The 16,975-nt window shown below is 57.1% G+C and carries 23 protein-coding genes; 8 read left to right on the top strand and 15 right to left on the bottom strand.

What is annotated here, in order from left to right; genetic code table 11:
• The first annotated feature begins 190 nt into the window (after window positions 1–190).
• From KI792_09765 to KI792_09755, 3 genes are read left to right on the top strand one after another with little or no spacing between them, the layout of a single operon-like run.
• Window positions 191–1,240, top strand: a complete 1,050-nt coding sequence (locus tag KI792_09765; protein MBV6633298.1) for an efflux RND transporter periplasmic adaptor subunit — start codon at window positions 191–193, stop codon at window positions 1,238–1,240.
• Window positions 1,237–2,481 (top strand): ABC transporter permease, encoded by a 1,245-nt coding sequence (locus KI792_09760; protein MBV6633297.1) that lies wholly within the window; start codon window positions 1,237–1,239, stop codon window positions 2,479–2,481. Before KI792_09765 ends, KI792_09760 begins: the two co-directional genes overlap by 4 nt.
• On the top strand, window positions 2,478–3,200 hold the full coding sequence (locus KI792_09755; protein ID MBV6633296.1) for an ABC transporter ATP-binding protein: 723 nt from the start codon (window positions 2,478–2,480) through the stop codon (window positions 3,198–3,200). Before KI792_09760 ends, KI792_09755 begins: the two co-directional genes overlap by 4 nt.
• Before the next feature lie 13 nt (window positions 3,201–3,213).
• On the opposite strand, the gene KI792_09750 is transcribed toward KI792_09755, so the two are convergent.
• Window positions 3,214–3,882, bottom strand: a complete 669-nt coding sequence (locus KI792_09750) for an SdpI family protein (GenBank protein MBV6633295.1) — start codon at window positions 3,880–3,882, stop codon at window positions 3,214–3,216.
• Between the two features lie 11 nt (window positions 3,883–3,893).
• Window positions 3,894–4,175, bottom strand: coding sequence for a winged helix-turn-helix transcriptional regulator (locus KI792_09745; protein MBV6633294.1), 282 nt, complete (start codon window positions 4,173–4,175; stop codon window positions 3,894–3,896).
• Between the two features lie 234 nt (window positions 4,176–4,409).
• On the opposite strand from KI792_09745, the gene KI792_09740 reads away from it, so the two are divergent.
• Together KI792_09740 and KI792_09735 are read left to right on the top strand one after the other, a co-directional pair.
• Window positions 4,410–5,906: a SulP family inorganic anion transporter gene (locus KI792_09740; GenBank protein ID MBV6633293.1), complete on the top strand. Its 1,497-nt coding sequence runs from the start codon at window positions 4,410–4,412 to the stop codon at window positions 5,904–5,906.
• 66 nt (window positions 5,907–5,972) lie between these two features.
• Window positions 5,973–6,836, top strand: coding sequence for a universal stress protein (locus tag KI792_09735; protein MBV6633292.1), 864 nt, complete (start codon window positions 5,973–5,975; stop codon window positions 6,834–6,836).
• A gap of 21 nt (window positions 6,837–6,857) precedes the next feature.
• Here KI792_09735 and KI792_09730 read toward each other — a convergent pair whose 3' ends face one another.
• The 7 genes from KI792_09730 to KI792_09700 all read right to left on the bottom strand — a co-directional run bounded on the left by KI792_09730 (window position 6,858) and on the right by KI792_09700 (window position 9,896).
• Window positions 6,858–7,112 carry a hypothetical protein gene (locus tag KI792_09730; protein ID MBV6633291.1) on the bottom strand — a complete coding sequence of 85 codons (255 nt, stop codon included), beginning with the start codon at window positions 7,110–7,112 and terminating at the stop codon, window positions 6,858–6,860.
• 6 nt (window positions 7,113–7,118) lie between these two features.
• A complete protein-coding gene (locus tag KI792_09725) occupies window positions 7,119–7,592 on the bottom strand; it encodes an SdpI family protein (GenBank protein MBV6633290.1) in 474 nt (157 codons plus the stop codon).
• Between the two features lie 14 nt (window positions 7,593–7,606).
• On the bottom strand, window positions 7,607–7,798 hold the full coding sequence (locus tag KI792_09720) for a DUF1648 domain-containing protein (protein ID MBV6633289.1): 192 nt from the start codon (window positions 7,796–7,798) through the stop codon (window positions 7,607–7,609).
• Window positions 7,799–7,815: 17 nt separating this feature from the next.
• The gene (locus tag KI792_09715; protein ID MBV6633288.1) at window positions 7,816–8,091 is read right to left on the bottom strand and encodes a winged helix-turn-helix transcriptional regulator; all 276 of its coding nucleotides are present in this window, start codon (window positions 8,089–8,091) and stop codon (window positions 7,816–7,818) included.
• An 86-nt stretch (window positions 8,092–8,177) separates the two neighbouring features.
• Complete coding sequence (locus KI792_09710; GenBank protein MBV6633287.1) at window positions 8,178–8,594, bottom strand: hypothetical protein; 417 nt, start codon at window positions 8,592–8,594, stop codon at window positions 8,178–8,180.
• Window positions 8,595–8,678: 84 nt separating this feature from the next.
• Window positions 8,679–9,470, bottom strand: a complete 792-nt coding sequence (locus KI792_09705; protein ID MBV6633286.1) for a GNAT family N-acetyltransferase — start codon at window positions 9,468–9,470, stop codon at window positions 8,679–8,681.
• 153 nt (window positions 9,471–9,623) lie between these two features.
• The gene (locus KI792_09700) at window positions 9,624–9,896 is read right to left on the bottom strand and encodes a hypothetical protein (protein ID MBV6633285.1); all 273 of its coding nucleotides are present in this window, start codon (window positions 9,894–9,896) and stop codon (window positions 9,624–9,626) included.
• Window positions 9,897–9,983: 87 nt separating this feature from the next.
• On the opposite strand from KI792_09700, the gene KI792_09695 reads away from it, so the two are divergent.
• Window positions 9,984–10,283, top strand: a complete 300-nt coding sequence (locus KI792_09695; protein ID MBV6633284.1) for a hypothetical protein — start codon at window positions 9,984–9,986, stop codon at window positions 10,281–10,283.
• On the opposite strand, the gene KI792_09690 is transcribed toward KI792_09695, so the two are convergent.
• Both KI792_09690 and KI792_09685 read right to left on the bottom strand, forming a co-directional pair.
• A complete protein-coding gene (locus tag KI792_09690) occupies window positions 10,280–10,753 on the bottom strand; it encodes an Lrp/AsnC family transcriptional regulator (protein MBV6633283.1) in 474 nt (157 codons plus the stop codon). The genes KI792_09695 and KI792_09690 overlap by 4 nt on opposite strands.
• On the bottom strand, window positions 10,750–11,943 hold the full coding sequence (locus KI792_09685; GenBank protein ID MBV6633282.1) for a glycosyltransferase: 1,194 nt from the start codon (window positions 11,941–11,943) through the stop codon (window positions 10,750–10,752). The genes KI792_09690 and KI792_09685 overlap by 4 nt, the downstream gene beginning before the upstream one ends.
• 167 nt (window positions 11,944–12,110) lie before the next feature.
• Between KI792_09685 and KI792_09680 the strand changes: the two genes are divergently transcribed.
• Window positions 12,111–12,719, top strand: a complete 609-nt coding sequence (locus KI792_09680) for a LysE family translocator (protein ID MBV6633281.1) — start codon at window positions 12,111–12,113, stop codon at window positions 12,717–12,719.
• 42 nt (window positions 12,720–12,761) lie between these two features.
• Window positions 12,762–13,346, top strand: a complete 585-nt coding sequence (locus KI792_09675) for a DUF427 domain-containing protein (protein MBV6633280.1) — start codon at window positions 12,762–12,764, stop codon at window positions 13,344–13,346.
• 260 nt (window positions 13,347–13,606) lie between these two features.
• Here the strand turns inward: KI792_09675 and KI792_09670 are convergent, their stop codons facing one another.
• The 4 genes from KI792_09670 to KI792_09655 form a co-directional block, all read right to left on the bottom strand.
• Window positions 13,607–14,995 (bottom strand): TRAP transporter large permease subunit, encoded by a 1,389-nt coding sequence (locus KI792_09670; protein MBV6633279.1) that lies wholly within the window; start codon window positions 14,993–14,995, stop codon window positions 13,607–13,609.
• Complete coding sequence (locus tag KI792_09665; GenBank protein MBV6633278.1) at window positions 14,988–15,440, bottom strand: TRAP transporter small permease subunit; 453 nt, start codon at window positions 15,438–15,440, stop codon at window positions 14,988–14,990. Before KI792_09665 ends, KI792_09670 begins: the two co-directional genes overlap by 8 nt.
• A gap of 69 nt (window positions 15,441–15,509) precedes the next feature.
• A complete protein-coding gene (locus tag KI792_09660; GenBank protein MBV6633277.1) occupies window positions 15,510–16,577 on the bottom strand; it encodes a TRAP transporter substrate-binding protein in 1,068 nt (355 codons plus the stop codon).
• 84 nt (window positions 16,578–16,661) lie between these two features.
• The gene (locus tag KI792_09655; protein ID MBV6633276.1) at window positions 16,662–16,946 is read right to left on the bottom strand and encodes a hypothetical protein; all 285 of its coding nucleotides are present in this window, start codon (window positions 16,944–16,946) and stop codon (window positions 16,662–16,664) included.
• Window positions 16,947–16,975 lie beyond the last annotated feature (29 nt).

The raw sequence follows: 16,975 nt of genomic DNA, 5'->3' as shown, positions 1-16,975 counted from the left end.
CCGCCCCCAACTAGGCGCAAATCATACCGGATTATTGATCCGATGACCATTTAGCGCCTGATCGGCAGTGCCGCCCATGCGGTCAGAACCGGATCAAATCTTGATCCAACGCAGGATTGTTGGCGGGTGTTTCGTGCTAGGGTCAAATCATCCGAATTGCCGGATCGGGATCGAAACACCGGGTAAGAGCATGGCGAAGCGTCTGGGTATCTTTGTTATTGTTTTGGCCGTCGTGGGCTTTGGCATCGCGCTGATCAGCCTGCGCGAAATGCCCTTGGTGGAGACGGCGACCATTACCACCGGTCAGGCGATTGAGGCGGTCTATGCCACCGGCACGGTGGAGCCGACCATCATGTTGCCAATCTCGGCCCGGCGAACTGCCCGGCTGCTCGACCTGCGGGTTGATGAGGGCGCAGCGGTTGAAGCTGGGCAAATCCTGGCCCAGCTGGACGACAGTGATATGCGTGCGGTTTTAAGTGAGCTGCGCGCCCAGGGTGAGCTGGCCCAGCAGGCCTATGACCGACAGAACAGTATCCGTAACAGCGCGGCGTTCAACCGAGCCAACTACGATGCCGCCCTTGCTGAGCTGCGCGCGACTAAGGCGGCGATTGAACGGGCGGAAAGCGATGTTGCCGAACTCAAACTGACCGCCCCCAATGATGGCCAGATCATCCGCCGCGACGGTGAGGTTGGTGAGATGATCAATTCCGGCCAAGCGGTATTCTGGTTTACCTGCTGCGCACCGTTGCGCATCTCAGCTGAGGTCGATGAAGAGGACATCCCGCAGGTCACCGCCGGCCAGCAGACCCTAATCCGCGCCGATGCTTTTCCCGGTCAGGTCTTCGACGGCAAGGTCCAGTCCATCACCCCCATGGGTGATGCCACCGCCCGCAGCTTCCGTGTCCGGGTGGAGCTTGAGCCCGATACCCCGTTAATGATCGGCATGACGGTGGAGACCAATGTCGTCTTGAGGGAGGAGCCAAGCGCAATTCTAGCGCCCCGTAGTGCCGTTATCGATGGCCAGGTCTGGGTCCTCGATAGTGATGATCGACTTCAATCCGTCGCGGTCACAACCGGTACCCGCTCCAGTAGCCATGTGGAGATCCTTAGCGGTCTGCAAGATGGTGATGAAGTTGTTACCAACCCGAGCACCGACTGGAGCGATGGCCAAGCTGCGCGCCGAGACTGGCGCCTACGCAACCTGGCCCGGGTGCCAGTGAGTGAGTGGCTCGGCTCATGAAACTGCTACTGCGCATTGCACTGCGTCAGCTTCTGGACCGCAAACGCCAGAGCTTGGTGTCGCTCGCCGGGATCGTGTTGGGCGTTGCCTTCTTCCTCGCCATCGCCTCCCTGATGCAGGGGTCGGAGAACGACTTCGTCAAACGGCTGATCGACAACTCTCCCCATATCTCTGTCTCTGATGAGTTTCGCAATCCGCACCCGCAACCGGTGGAAACCCGCTACCCGGATGCGGTGATCCAAGTGCATAGCGTGAAGCCGCAATTTGAGATCCGCGGCATTCGCCATCATGAGCGGATGGTTGATTTCCTGAATGGCCAAGAAAGCGTCGAGGCGGCCTCGGTCCTCCTCGGCCAGGCTCTGATCAGCTTTGCCGGGCGCGATGTGTCGATCACCCTCAACGGCATGCATCCGGAAGATGTGACGACGGTCACAACGATCCAGGACTACATGATTGATGGCGGTATTGAAGAGCTGATTATCAACCCGGATGGCCTAATCGTGGGGGCAGAATTACTGCACAAGCTTGCCCTCTCAATCGGTGAGAATGTGACCGTTGCCACCACCACGGGTGAGCTTAAGACCTTCAAGATCGTCGGCGTGTTCCGCACGGGCCGGGCAAGCTATGACGAGCAGCAGGTCTTTGCCGACCTTAAACGGGTGCAGGCCCTGCTCGACCGACCAAACCGGGCGAACAGCGTGATCGTGAAGATGGACGATCCGAATGAGGCACTATCCTTGGCAAGCCAGATCGAGGCCGAATACGGCTACAAATCAGTATCCTGGCAGGAGTCCTCAGAAGATATTCTAAGCACCTTCGTGGTTCGCAACATCATCATGTACACGGTGGTGAGCGCCGTGCTGATCGTGGCTGCATTTGGCATCTATAATGTCATCTCCACCGTTGTGCTGGAGAAGCATCGCGATATCGCGATCCTGAAATCCATGGGCTTTCGTGCGGGTGACATCCGCTCGGTCTTCCTTATCCAGGGCCTGATCCTGGGCGCCATCGGCAATATGATCGGCATCCCGCTTGGCTGCCTCTTCATGCTGGCCCTTGGGCAGGTTGAGATTAATCCACCTGGCGCCACCGACCCGATTAACCTGCCCCTGGATTGGAGCTGGCCGCAATTCGCCATTGCCGCATCATTTGCCATGCTGGCCGCGTTGTTCGCCGCTTTCCTGCCCGCGCGTAAAGCCGCACAGGTGCACCCGGTTGATATCCTGCGAGGTGGGTTATGAGTGAGGTCATTACCAAACCGGTCGAGCTGGAAGCCGAGCCCTCACCACCGCTACTCTCGGCCCGTGGCATCACCCGGATCATCGATGGCGAAGTACCAGCCACCCTGGTTAAGTATGCCGATCTCGACATCAAGGCGGGTGAGTTTGTTGCGATTATGGGCCCGTCAGGTTCCGGCAAATCTTCACTTCTCTACCTCCTCGGCCTGCTCGATATGCCGACCAGCGGACACCTCTATCTGGAAGGACATGATGTGGCGGGTCTGGCACCCAGCCGCCTTGCCCATATCCGGTTGGAGAAGCTGGGCTTTGTCTTCCAGTTCCACTTCCTGCTGCCAGAATTCTCAGCGCTAGAGAATGTGATGCTGCCAATGCAGCGCCTGGGGCGCCTGACCGATCATGGGGAGATTGAGGCCCGGGCCACCAACCTGCTAACCGATTTGGATCTGGCCGACCACATCCATAAGCGGCCCGGACAGATGTCCGGTGGCCAGCGGCAGCGGGTTGCCATCGCCCGCGCCCTAGCCAATGAAGCGCCAATCATCCTGGCCGATGAACCAACCGGTAATCTCGACACCGCATCAAGCGAGACGGTCCGAAACATCCTAAGACGGATCGTTGATGAGGAGGGCCGCACCGTCATCGCCGTCACCCATGAACCCGACTTTGCCGAGGCGGCGGACCGGATCATCCGCATCGTCGATGGCGAGATTGCCAGTTAGGCCGAGCTACAGCTCAAGCGTTGGCACCGGATTGCTCTCTCTTCGAGTAGAGATAGGAGGCAACCAGAGGCACCACACTGACCACAGTCATGATCAGGATCATGATAATGGTGGGAACAATACCCTGAACCGTCAGACCAATCGCAGCGACAAGCAAACCACCAGCAACCCATAAGCGGCCAGCAAGCCGGTGAGTCTTATCCCAAACCGCATCGCTCGAGAGCGTCCAAGGCGTCCTAAAGCCTAGATGATGATTACTGCGGGCTTTACCAAACAAGTTCCCGACAACGGCAAACAACAGCCCAACTGAGCAGAACACCAATTTCATCATCGGCACTGCAACGCCCATTGCTATTAGCCCGAGGCCAAAATGGATGACGGCTAGCAAGGTTGTGGTCGCCACCCATGTTACCTGCAGCAACCCAAAAGACTGGGCGAGGTTCTCTTTGCGTTTCTCGAGCGTTGGAATAATCAGGATAAGCGCGGAAGTCAGAATGACGACGACCGGCATGACCAGAAAACTGAACAAGGGACTAGCATAGCCATCCACCTCACCTAGGGCGTTCCAGTGGATGGGAACGGCCGTGTCGGCTGGCAATACCGAGATTAGGTAAATACTGAAGCCCACCATTGAGACGAGAATAACTAGGTTGATCCAAAGACCGAGTTTCCACTTGCCCATTTTTCCACCTCTTATTGTTGTTCTTCTGATGGTTCGTTCAGATTGAAAAATGCCATCAGCGCAGACATGGATTCCTCAAGCACCGACAGGTTCACCCGGTAGATCAGCGTGGTGCCCTTTCGATCAACATTGATCAGGTTGGCATCTTTGAGCTGAGCGAAATGCCCTGACATGGTCGATGCCGACAACTCAAAGCGTGCAGCCAAGTCACCAGCGGACAGGTCTCCCTCCCTCAATAGCTTGAGAATCTCCCGCCTAACGGGGTGAGCCAGCGCTTTGTATACCTTGTCCATCTATATTTCGGTATATCCCGAAATAGATTTAGGAACAAGCATTATTTCGGCATATCCCGAAATATACTTGGCGCAATTAGATGCCAAGCAGTGCAAACCACTTGCTGACTCTGAGTTTTGCGCCAAGCTTTTGCCCCTAGGATTTTGCAGTGCAACACTGTAAGACCTTTAGCAATCGCTGTTTTACGGCGGCTTCCCATAATTCCGTTTCGATAAAGAGTGGCCGTTTCCGCCATGGATTTCTTCACGACCTACCGCGACCAGTGGGTGGGCAATATTCGCCGTGACCTGCTGGCTGGCCTTGTTGTTGCCCTAGCCCTGATCCCGGAGGCTATTGCCTTCTCCATCATTGCCGGCGTTGACCCGAAGGTTGGCCTCTATGCCTCCTTCTCCATTGCTGTGATCACCGCCATTGCCGGTGGCCGCCCGGGTATGATTTCCGCCGCCACCGCCGCGACCGCGGTCCTCATGGTGACCTTGGTTAAGGAACATGGGCTGGAGTATCTGCTGGCCGCGACGGTGTTGGCTGGCTTGCTGCAGATTGGGGCGGGCCTGTTGAAACTGGGCATGGTGATGCGCTTCGTCTCCCGCTCGGTCATGACAGGTTTTGTGAACGCGCTGGCCATCCTGATCTTCATGGCGCAACTGCCAGAGTTGAACCCATCACTGCTTGATGCGCCGGTCCTGACCTACGGTATGGTCGCGGCTGGTTTGGCGATCATTTACCTATTCCCCTACATCACCAAGGCAGTGCCATCGCCCTTGGTCTGTATCATCGTGCTAACCGCCCTGACGCTTTATCTCGGGCTGGATGTACGCAATGTCGCCGATATGGGTGAGCTGCCCTCAACCCTGCCGGTCTTCTTGATCCCCGACATTCCGCTGACCTTTGAAACGCTGATGATTATCCTGCCTTACTCGGCAGCGGTCGCGGCGGTGGGCCTGCTTGAGAGCTTGATGACCCAGAACTTGGTCGATGACCTGACCGATACCAACAGCGATAAGAACCAAGAATGCATCGGCCAGGGCCTGGCCAACACCGCCACTGGCTTTATCGGCGGGATGGCGGGTTGTGCCATGATCGGCCAATCGATGATCAATGTGAAATCCGGGGGCCGTGGCCGCCTCTCCTGTTTCGCGGCTGGCGTCCTGCTGTTGTTCATGATCGTCGTACTCGGTGATTTGGTCGGCCAAATCCCCATGCCGGCGCTCGTGGCCATTATGATCATGGTCTCCGTCGGTACTTTCAGCTGGTCATCGATTAAGGATCTGCGCACCCACCCGCGCTCCTCCTCCATCGTGATGGTCGCGACCGTGATCGGCGTTGTGTTTACCCATAACCTAGCCATCGGCGTGCTAATCGGTGTCCTGCTATCCGGTCTATTTTTCGCCTGGAAGATCGCGCAGATCATGCGGGTCACCTCAACCCTGTCCGCCGACGGCAAGCATCGGACCTATGTGGTTGAGGGGCAGGTATTCTTTGCCTCCGCCGATGATTTCACCGCCTCCTTCGACTTTAAGGAGGCGCTGGAGCAGGTCACGATTGATGTCAGCCAGGCCCATATCTGGGATATTTCATCGGTTGCCGCGCTTGATATGATTGTCTTGAAGTTCCGTCGTGATGGCGCCCAGGTTGATCTGGTGGGTATGAACGCCGCGAGTGAAACCATCGTCGACAAGCTGGGCATTCATGATAAGCCTGGTGCCATGGACCAACTGCTAAGCCATTAACAAAAGGCGCGCCGGATAAGGCACCGCCCCTAGGGACGCCCACTCATGAATGAAGCAGAACCAAAAATGGCTGATCCGCAGCAGCTCGTCGTCTTTGTTGATGGCTCCGTCTACTCACCAAGCGTCTGTGATCATGCCGCCTGGATCGCTGAGCGCACCGGCGACACGGTTGAGCTGGTCCATGTTATCGATCGCCGTAAGCTTGCCTCCCCACCCAGCGATTTAAGCGGGACCATTGCCCTTGGCGCCCGCACCGCGCTGCTGGAAGAGTTGGCGGATCTGGATGAGCGGCGGTCTCGCCTGGCCCAGGTTCATGGCCGGGCCATCCTGGACGATGCGAAGGCCCTGCTGGAGAAGGCGGGCATCGAGAATGTGACCACCAAACTGCGGATCGAAGACGTGGTCGAGGCGGTGACCGAGATTGAAGAGAACGCCGATATGCTGGTGATCGGTAAGCGGGGTGAAGCTGCCGATTTCGCGACCCTACATCTGGGCTCAAACCTTGAGCGCATTGCCCGGCATAGCGACCGTCCCGTCTTCGTTGCCTCTCGCGCGTTTAAGCCGATTAATCGGGTTCTGCTCGCCTATGATGGTGGACGCAGTGCGATGAAGGCCGCAGACCACATGGCACGTTCCCGCCTGTTTGAGGGCCTGGAATGCCATGTCTTGATCATTGGTTCGGACAATGCCGAAAACCAACAGCGCCTAGCCGATGCCAAGGCACTGCTTGAGGCTGGCGGCCATAAAACCACCGGCGAGATCATGCCCGGTGTCGCGGAGAAGACCATTGGCCGTGTCGTGGAAGAGCAAGAGTTCGACATGGTGGTGATGGGCGCTTACGGCCATTCCCGCATTCGCAACATGCTTATCGGCTCAACGACCAGTGAGATGATCCGCTCTTGCCTCGTCCCGATCATGCTATTCCGCTGATTGGGCCGCGCGGGCGACAACCTAGCCCCCACGCCCTTTAAAGACGCTGGATATCCTGGCGCTGCGCTTGTCCGGGGCGACGGTCAGAACACCGTTTTTGGCCTGCTTCAACGCCTCAAAAGGTATGCCGTAGTAATCCTCACCCGGCTCCACCACTTCAACCGAGTGGCTGCCAGACAAATCCTCTGAGGCAGGCTCAATATAGAAGCTGACCTCAACCACATTTTCGTCTGGTGAGTATCTGAACGAGTTGGTTACTTCAGCATCGTCTGACATCACCGCTTACCCTGCAGAGCTGCCCGCATTGTTGGCTTGCTCTCGTTTCCAAAAAGCGTAGGAAGCGACCAGCGGTATGATGCTGACTAAAACGATAATCACAATCATTGCGATCGTTGAAATCAGGCCCTGCGACATCAAGCCGATCAACGCGACAGCGATACCTCCAGCAACCCAGAGGCGACCGGCCAAGCGATGGGTTTTGTCCCATACGGCGTCACTAGAAAGGGTCCACGGGGTTCTGAAACCCAGGTGATGGTTGCTACGCGCTTTGCCAAACAAGTTGCCAATAACGGCAAACAACAACCCCATTGAGCAGAAGATCAGCTTCATCATCGGAACCGCAAAACCAAGTGCGAGTAGACCGATCCCAACATGGATAACGGCCAATAGCAGCGATGAAGCCACCCAGGTTACCTGGAGCAGGCCAAAGGACTGCGCCAAATGCTCCTTCCGCTTCTCAAACTTGGGAATAACCATAATCAGGAGAGAGGTTAGAATGACCGCGACGGGCACACCAGGAAGGCAAACAGAGGGCTGGCATATCCATCCACCTGGCCTTCAATATTCCAATGAATGGGAACAGCCGTGTCTGCCGGCAAAACCGCGATGAGATAGATGCTGAAGCCCGCCATTAGGGCCAAAATAGCGATATTGATCAAAAGACCCGATTTCAGTTTGCCCATTGGTCCACCTCCTATTCTTATTTTCCTGATGGGTCGTTCAGGCTGAACAACGCCATGAGGGCGGACATTGACTCCTCCAGCACCGACAGATTAACGCGATAAATCAGGGTCGTGCCCTGTCGATCAACACTGATTAGGTTGGCATCCCTTAGCTGCGCGAAATGCCCTGACATCGTCGAAGCTGACAATTCAAACCGCGCTGCCAATTCACCCGCTGAGAGATCACCGCCCCTCAAGAGCTTGAGAATCTCCCGTCTCACTGGGTGTGCTAGTGCTTTATAGACCTTATCCATCTATATTTCGGTATATCCCGAAATATAAGGCCGAGCAAGCCACATTTCGGGATATACCGAATTAAACCTGACTAATAAAACGAATATCAGCCGCCAGGACGCTTGCCTGGTGCCCCTGGACCAGCCCTTGTGCGGTTAGGCGAGCGCGGCGGCGGCCCACCCTCTTGGCCAGCGACCAACCGCGGGCGTTGGCCGCGAATTCGACCGCCCTGCGGTCCGGTGCCATCAGTCTGCCCCTGTGCACGACGGTTACGGCCCCAGTCGCGCAAGGCTTGGTCACCGTCACCTGCCGCCAGGAACTGGCCCAGGGTGCGGGCGCGATCAGCCTCACGGTGTCGGGCCAATTCAACAGCATCCGTCGTACCTGCCTGCTGAATTCTGCGGGCAAGGTCTAGCAACTCTTCTTTGGCAAAATCTTCTGGGGAGCGGTCAGCCAGACGGGCCGCTTCATCCATGGAAGCTGCATCCTCATCGTCTAGAATTAGAACTATCCGTTTGACCATCTGTCCGGGGCTTTCCTTGCCCTGTCACTCTTAACTGTCGCGGGTCATGACATGATCCTGACCCTAATCGCCAGCACAAATATGTTACATCTTCGGTTTGACAACCTCTGCGGCCAAACCTTGGGCAACCGATGGACCGGAGATGCCAGCATCTTTAGCGGCTTTCCGCTCGGCAAGGCGTTCGCGCCAACCTTCGAAATTCATCACATTCGACTTGGCCGCAATACGATCGAGCGCTGGCTCAATCGCCTCCGCCTTCATCGTCATCGTTACACCGCCCTCAGCACCGGTATCGGCGGCACTCTCAAAGCCGACATGCTCATACATCGAGCGCAGATGGTCTTTATTATGCTTCGGATCAATCGAAACGCCGTCGAGCCCCTGAATGGCAGCAGCACGGGACAGGGCAGATGCCATCATGGCGGTGCCCAGGCCCTTGCCCTGATGCTTCTCATCCACACCAACCTTGCCGATCAGCAAGGCGTTTGCATCGCGCCCCTCAACGCCCAGGCGTTCGGCGGGGCCTGTACCCTCACGGTAGGTAACGGGTAATACGGTTACGTAGCCAAGTATCTCAGCCTTCATACGGTTAGGATCATGGGCAACGGCAACCATGGTAAGGCTGTCGCCACGGGCCATTGATTGGCGGGCGTTCTTTTTCAGGTAGTTATCAATTTCGGGATCGCCAGAGCTGAAGTTGAGCCGGTCGTGCTTGGACTTCTCCAACTTCTCGAAGGTTACGCCTTCGCTCGCAGTTTTAACCTCCACGTCAACGGCGCTTGCCTCGTAATCGAGAGAGGCAGATTGCCCGTCCGAAATACCTGGACGTGGAAAACTGGTTCCGACTATTTCATCTGGCTTTTTGTCTTTAGCCACACACCCTCAACACCCCAAAACGAACGGCCCCCACGACCGTCACTTTCCTTGTTGTGTTAAGCCTATCGGAAAAGCACCAAAACCCAAAGCCTTGAGTGGTTTATTTCGAGATAGCTGCGTTTTGGGTAATTTCAGACCGAAATAAGCCCGGTTCTAAGACTTCTTTTCCTTTTGCCGCATGGCCCATTGTTCGACCTGGTCATCCTTGCCCTCAGCGGCAGAAAACTGCTCAAAAAACGCAGCATTCTTAGCCTGGCGGTGACGGGCGAGGGTTACGGTGGTCAGGTTGCCATGGGTGTTGATCAGATCAGCAATGGAGATCATTTCCTCTGAGATGAAGTCCTCGATGCTGCGCTCAGCCACTTTGGCAGCGGCGACGAGGTCTTCATAATCCTCCTCATCCAACTCCAGGGTAATCTTGGTCATGGCTTATTCTGCCTCCATCACGGCAAACGGGTAGTTGGGTGGATGCTAACACCGACCCAGGGCACCGGGCGACAAGGATCACCAAAGATGGCTAAGGAAGCTGATCAGACATTCAGTATCGATGCGATCCTGCCAGCGCTCTCTCCCGGCTTATCGCCAGGCTACTTCATCTTTGGCACAACGGCAGTGCTGGCCGGCATGGATAAGCAGGACCTACCAGCCTCAGCCTATCGCCTTGATTATCGTACCATCAGCTTCATCCCCGACCTTTCCGTCGCTGGTGAGCTACTCACCAGCAACGCAGCCGAGCGCGTTTCCTTCGACCGCTTTGCAGAGCAGGTTCGAGCGCTGATCAATAACCAGCGACAGCAGCAATCTAGCCACTAACCTCGCTTATCGATTGGTGAGCCCATCACGATGTAGCTAGTAATACCTGCAACCCCCTGCACCGTGCCCAGCACCTCAGTATGAAACTGCTTGTAGGCTTTAAGGTCTGAGACCTCGACCCGCAGCAGGTATTCGATTGTGCCGGTCACGTTATGGCATTCGAGGACGGCGGGTTCGTCAGCCATCTGTTGCTCAAAATTCGCCTGGCTGTCCTTGTTATGGCTGGATAGCCGCACCGCCACATAGGCCAGAAAATCCCCGCCCAGCTTGGTGCGATCCAGCACCGCCCGGTAGCCCAGAATGATGCCACTCTCCTCCAACGCCTGAACCCGCCTTAGGCAGGCAGAGGGGGAGAGCGAGACCCGATTGGCCAGCTCGGCATTGCTAATCCGGCCATCGTTGGAGAGCTCGGCCAATATCTTCTGATCGATCTTATCCAACCCTGCCGCACTGCGATCATCGGCCTTCATGATGGGGTGCCCTGCTGTTTTGCGAACCAGTCCAACAGGCGCTGCTTGGTAGCATCCGGGTAAAACTGCTCGGCTGCTTGGTGGGCTTGCGTTACGGCCTGGTCATAGGCCTGCGCATCATCCCAGAGGGACACCATCCGATCCCACCAGGGCTCAAGCTCATCGGGTGTTGGAAACCGATTGAAATCCTCAAGACAGCTGGGCGGCGCCGGCAAAGGCGGGACGCCGCCAAGCGCCTCGGGCAGGCCCCCGCGATCACTGGCCAAAACCGGCACGCCGGACAAATGGGCCTCAACCACCGTGCGGCCAAAACCCTCGGCCCAGTAAGAGGGCATCAACAACATCGCAGTGCGGGCATAGACCGCGCCCATATCCTGCTGCTCTGGAATTAACCAAACATTTGGCCATGCCCCCAAATCCAACCCACGCGCCTGCAAGGTACTGCGTGGCATTCGCCCCTCAATCACCAGGAAGCGAACATCCGGCCGCTCTGCTGCCGCCCTGGCGGCAAGCTTGGCGAATAGGGCCAGCCCCTTATGCGGCATGGGGTTGATCAAGGTGACAAAGCCCAAGGCCTGCCTAGAGCCGACGTCTAGCTTGGCCAGATGGCTCTCACGCTGATGCTCTGGGGCGATGATCGGGTTAATGACCGCCGTCTCAAGCCCATATGTCTTGCGGTAGTGTTCGGCCAGAAACGCCGACGGGCAGATTGCTGAGTATCCCGGCGCGAACATCGCCTCATCATCAACCTCCGCATTGCCGAGGTAGAGCACCACCTTCGCCCCGGCATCGGCCGCCATCTTACGCATGCTCTTGGCCAGATTGCTCCTGCTGAAGCTCAAGATCAGGTCCGGCTTATTGGTCGCAAGGAAGTCGCGCCAACGCTCAATCATCGCTTGCTGTTCGGCGTCGGTGAAGTACCGGCCCCGACTGCGCTGCGTCCGGTATATGTAGTGGTTCACGCCGTTGCGTTGGATCGACACGATCTTGCCAGCGGCGGCATCACTACCCGCCTCTGGGCCAAAGGCTTGAGCAAAGGATACATCGCGCTTCGCATCAAATACCGAAGCGGTGTACGAGGTCGCCGTGCAACCATTCGCCTGCAGGGTTTCGAGGATGGCGCGCACGGAATGCATCGCCCCACTGACCGGGTCGAGGGCGCACATGCTGGCGGCAAAAGTGATGTGCATGGCCAGGCCTTTCTCAAAATCCGCAGTTGCGCAATTATAATCGAACACAAACCATTATTACCGCATTTTATTGCAGAACTGCAGGTTTTGACACTGATATTTGCAACCATTTTCCAGGTTTTTTCGCGTAACCTTGTGTTGCGTTTTGAACAAGGAACGGTCTGGATATGACCATGGATGTAGTCATCGCTTTGGCGGCCTTCGCCTTCGTTAGCTCCATAACCCCGGGGCCCAACAACCTCATGTTGTTGGCCTCAGGTACCAATTTCGGCCTGCGCCGGACTGTGCCCCATATGCTGGGCATTTCCATTGGTTTTGGCGTGATGGTGCTGGGTGTTGGTGCGGGCCTGATGCAGCTGTTTGAAGCCGTTCCAGCAAGCTACACCGTGCTACAAGTGTTAAGCGCCTGCTACCTCACTTACCTGGCTTGGAAGATTGCGAATGCAAAGCCAATCTCCGATAGCGAAGACACGGCAGGCGCTGAAGGTAAGCCGCTCACCTTCCTGCAGGCGGCCGCCTTCCAATGGGTGAACCCAAAGGCACTCGGCATGGCAATCACGGCGATCACCGCCTATGCACCGCAAGAGAGTGGGTTCCTGGGCATCGCCCTGGTTGCGGTTATCTTCTCCATCGTCAACTTGCCTAGCATCACGACCTGGGCCGTGCTGGGCACGCAGATGAAGCGGTTTTTGACCAACCCACGGCGCTTACGCATCTTCAATATTACCGCTGCGCTGACCCTGATGGCCTGCCTCTATCCAATTCTGATGAGTTAACGGCAACTAGCTTTGGCCGGGTTGTGCCCTACCTATCAGGGCATGACTGAGTTACCCGACAAACAAGCCCTCACCCAGTATTTGGCCCAACACCGCAACTGGCCGCCGGGACCACCACCAGGGGTGACACCGGAACCCGTCGGCGAGGGTGAAGAGAGTGTCTGGGATTTCCCGCGCCCACCGAGACTGGAGGACGTTGCGAGCACACTGAAGGTGGTTTTCGCGGGCCAGGTTATTGCTGAAACAACCAGCGGCCACCGCATGCGTGAAACCGCTGGTGCACCCGTCTATCTGTTCCCACCAGAGGATGTGCAGATGGCAGCGCTAAAGCTGATCGATGGCAAGGTCAGCGTCTGCGAGTGGAAGGGCGCTTGCCTCTATTACGACCTGGAGCTGGACGGTCAGCACAGCGCAGAAGCCGCCTTCACCTACCCAGACCCCATTGATGATCTGAACCAGGGCTATGAGAAAATCGGCGGCCATATCGCCTTCTATGCAAGCCGGGTCGATGCCGCATTCATTGGTGATGAGCAGGTAACCCCGCAACCGGGCGGGTTTTACGCTGGTTGGGTCACCAAAAACCTGCGCGGGCCGATCAAAGGGGCACCAGGTAGCAACAGCTGGTAGCGATCAGTTTTTCCCCGAAAACCTGGGCGGGAAGCTCAGGACAGCCCCTAAATCAAGAAATCGGAACATGGCTTTGTGAAATCCTGCTCTCCGAGGGCATGATAAATAAAAATACTTCTCTAATATAAGGCTAATCTTATTATTTTAATTAACGCAAAAAATATCGTGAAAAATAAGATCGACCTCTATTTTTGCATCAATAAATTATGGGCTGCAAATCATTCAAATATTCAGGTGTGAAATATTTAACACAAAACGGCCTACCCCAAAAGACGGGGCACCAAGAGCACCAATCCGGGCATTAGCAGCAGCAGGCCGACCCGCAACACCTCAACCAGGACAAAGGGCAAAACACCGGTAAAGATTGTGCCGATAGGGATTTGCGGCGCCTGCGCCTTAATCACGAAGACATTCAAGCCGACCGGTGGTGTGATCAAGCCCAGCTCAACCACCACCAGGGCCAAGATGCCGAACCAGATCTTTAGCTCATCCGTGGTCATACCGAAGCCAGCCTGATCCGCGCTGACGAAATCACCACCATTTAGGCTGACCAACACCGGCCAGAGAAACGGCACCACGACCAAGATCATGGACAGTGATTCCAAAAAGCAGCCGAGCAGGATCAGCAGCAACAGCATGGAGAAGAGCAGCAGATAAGGATCGATGCCGGCATTGGCGGCCCAGCTGCTTAACGCCAGGGGCAGACCGGTTCGGGCAAAGAACCCCTTCAGCACATCGGCTGCGAAGAGGATGAAGAAGATCATTGCCGTGGTTTTAGCGGTCGCCAGCAAAGCCCGGCGCAAACCGGGCCAGGCAATACCGGTCGACTGGCCCATACCGCGCCACAAACCGAAGGCAAGGACGACAAAGACTCCAATCGCAGCAGCCGGGGTTGGGGTGAATAGCCCAAGCCCAAGCCCCAAGATTAAACCGCCAAAGATCAGTGAGACCGGCAGCAATCGACGAAAGGCCGCCCGATATTCCTCCCCTGTTGGAAGGGCCTGCCCAGCTGCTGGGGCTGATTGGCGACGCAGCTGCCACCACACAACCCCCATAAAGAACAGCACAGCCATCAAACCGGGTAGCAAGGCCGCCCGAAACATGGAGATGATCGAGGCCTCAACCACGATCGCATAGACGACTAACGCCACCGATGGCGGGATCAGTATGCCCAGCGTACCACCAGCAGCCAGCACCCCTGTCGCCAGACCTTGATCGTAGCTAAGGCGCTTAAGCTCCGGCAGTGCCACCTGGCTCATCGTGCCTGCAGTGGCAACGGAGGAGCCACTAACCGCGCCAAAGCCAGCGCAAGCAGCAATGGTGGCATAGGCAGCACCACCACGAAGCCTGGCCGTTAGCACATTTAGGCCATGAAACAGGTCACGGCTTAACCCAGCTTCCCCCGCCAGATATCCCATCAGGATAAACAGCGGAATGATCGACAAATCATAGTTGGCCACCAGCCCCCAGAGGCCGGTTTTAAACTGCAGCAGATAGGGGACGAACTTCACCACCGGTGCCACCAGGCTTAACACCCAGGTGCCGATAATCGCGATCAACAACATGGCAAGTGCTACCGGCATCCTGATGGCAATCATCAGGAACAAGGCCAGTAGTGCGACAACGCCGATCAGCTCACGCTCACCCATCGGTCTGCCCTTCCTCATCGGCAGGCGGCATCAGCGCGGCAATGGCCCAGAGTAAGCAAGAGAAGATGCCCGGGATCAGGAATGGCCAGATGACCCAGCCCAGCACCGGCGTCAACGCACCATCGGCGCGCAACTCACCCAGCCCCAGCACCATCATCCCGGCCAGCCCCAACGCCACGACGCTGGTCGCAATGGCGGCCAGGGGCGCCATCAAACGCGGCCACCAGGCGGGCAAAAAACCAGCAAAGCTATCCACGGTGATGTGCCCACCATGGCGCTGGCAGTAGGGGAAGAGGGCAAGGACGGCGACACCGACCAACATGGTGACGGCATCCTCATATCCCGGCAGGCCAGGCACGGAGCCGCCGAACAACCCGGCGATACGGTCGGCAATAAATCCGCCAGCATTCACCGCCGTGATCAGAACAATCAGCAGCAGGGTCATACCACCAGCCAAGGCCCAGCCGGCGATCAACCGATCGAGGAAAAGGCTGATGCGCTGACCCACGGTGGCTTAGTGACCTTGATCCGGCTCGGCAGTGTGATCGGCAATGGCGGCCTTAGCAGCATCGACGAGCGCCTGACCATCTAGATCGCGCGCGGCCATATCATCGAGCCAACGCTTGGTGATCGCGGCGTTCAAGGCATCAAATTCAGCCGTGCGCGCATCATCCAGGGTGATAACCTCAACGCCGTTCTCACGGGCCAGTTCAACGCCCTTCGGCTCTACCGCATCCCAGGCCTTACCCATGGCGGCGGCGAATTCAGCGCCCGAATGCTCATCAATAATCGCCTGAAGGTCGGCTGGCAGGCTCTCATACGCATCCTTGTTCATGGCGAACAGGAAGGTCGAGGTGCCAAAGCGACGGCCATTGGCAAGCTCGGTGCCATGCTCGGTCAGTTCAGCAAGCTTCAGCGGCATGGCCACCTCAAACGGGACCAGCGCACCATCGACGGTTTGCTTAGCCAGCGCTTGCGGTAGGGCCGGCACTGGCATGCCGACGGGCTCCGCGCCCCAGGCCTCAAGCATCCAGGCGCCAGTGCGCGATGGGCTGCGGATCTTCATACCCTTCACATCGGCGAGGCTGCCAACGGGCTTGGACGCCAGATGCAGGGCGTTCCCGCTATGCACATGGACCAGCAGCGGATGCAGATCATCAAAGTCATCAGCGATCATCGGCATCATGGATTGGCTGGCCATATTGGTCGCGAGGGCAGAACCGCCATGGACGCCGGACAGCTCAAAAACCTCAACCCGTGGGAATACCCCTGGTGTGTAACCCGGCAAGGTCCAGGCAATGTCCACCACACCGTCGCGCACCTGGCGATACAGCTCCGGCGGCTTACCACCCAGGGCCATGGCCGGATAAATCTCAAACTTGATGCGGCCGTTTGAGGCTTCCTCAATCCGCTTTGCCCAAGGCTCAATCATCTGGGTGTGGGTCAGAGCCCGGGCACTCAGGAAGTGATGAACGGAGAAGGTAAACTCTGCCGACTTCGCGGTTTGTGGCGCGGTTACGCTGAAGGTGACCAGCACGGTCACTGCGATGGTGAGGCGAGTAAGCAAGTGAAGGATGGACATGTGCTTCAATCCAAAAGATGGGGCCGCGGCCCGGGTTTTAGCCCGCCTGCACGCTAAAGGCCAGTAACCGCGTGACCTGATCGCCTATTCGGCCTTATCCGCCGGTTTGGCGAACCACCCGGCAACCCGCTTCCACAGGCGGTCAAGCCAGGTCAGGGCCAGGAAACTGCCCATGACCCAAAGCAGGATGTCGAGATTACCAAGGGCACCAAATCCGCTGCCACGCAAGAGCTGGCCTAGTTCACGACCCACAATGTTGCCTTGGGGGCGAAGCCATTCGAGGCCGAACAGCCCCTCCCGGCCCCATAGCCTGAACTGCCAGAATTCAGAGAGGTAAAGCAGCAGCACGGTAATGCTGGCCACAATCAGAAACCCGACGAGCCCAGCCAGGACCAAAC

Source organism: Alphaproteobacteria bacterium SS10, from assembly GCA_019192455.1.
GTDB lineage: Bacteria > Pseudomonadota > Alphaproteobacteria > TMED2 > TMED2 > TMED2.
Note: the sequence above shows the minus strand (reverse complement) of the source record. Positions and strands in the feature narration are given on the sequence as shown.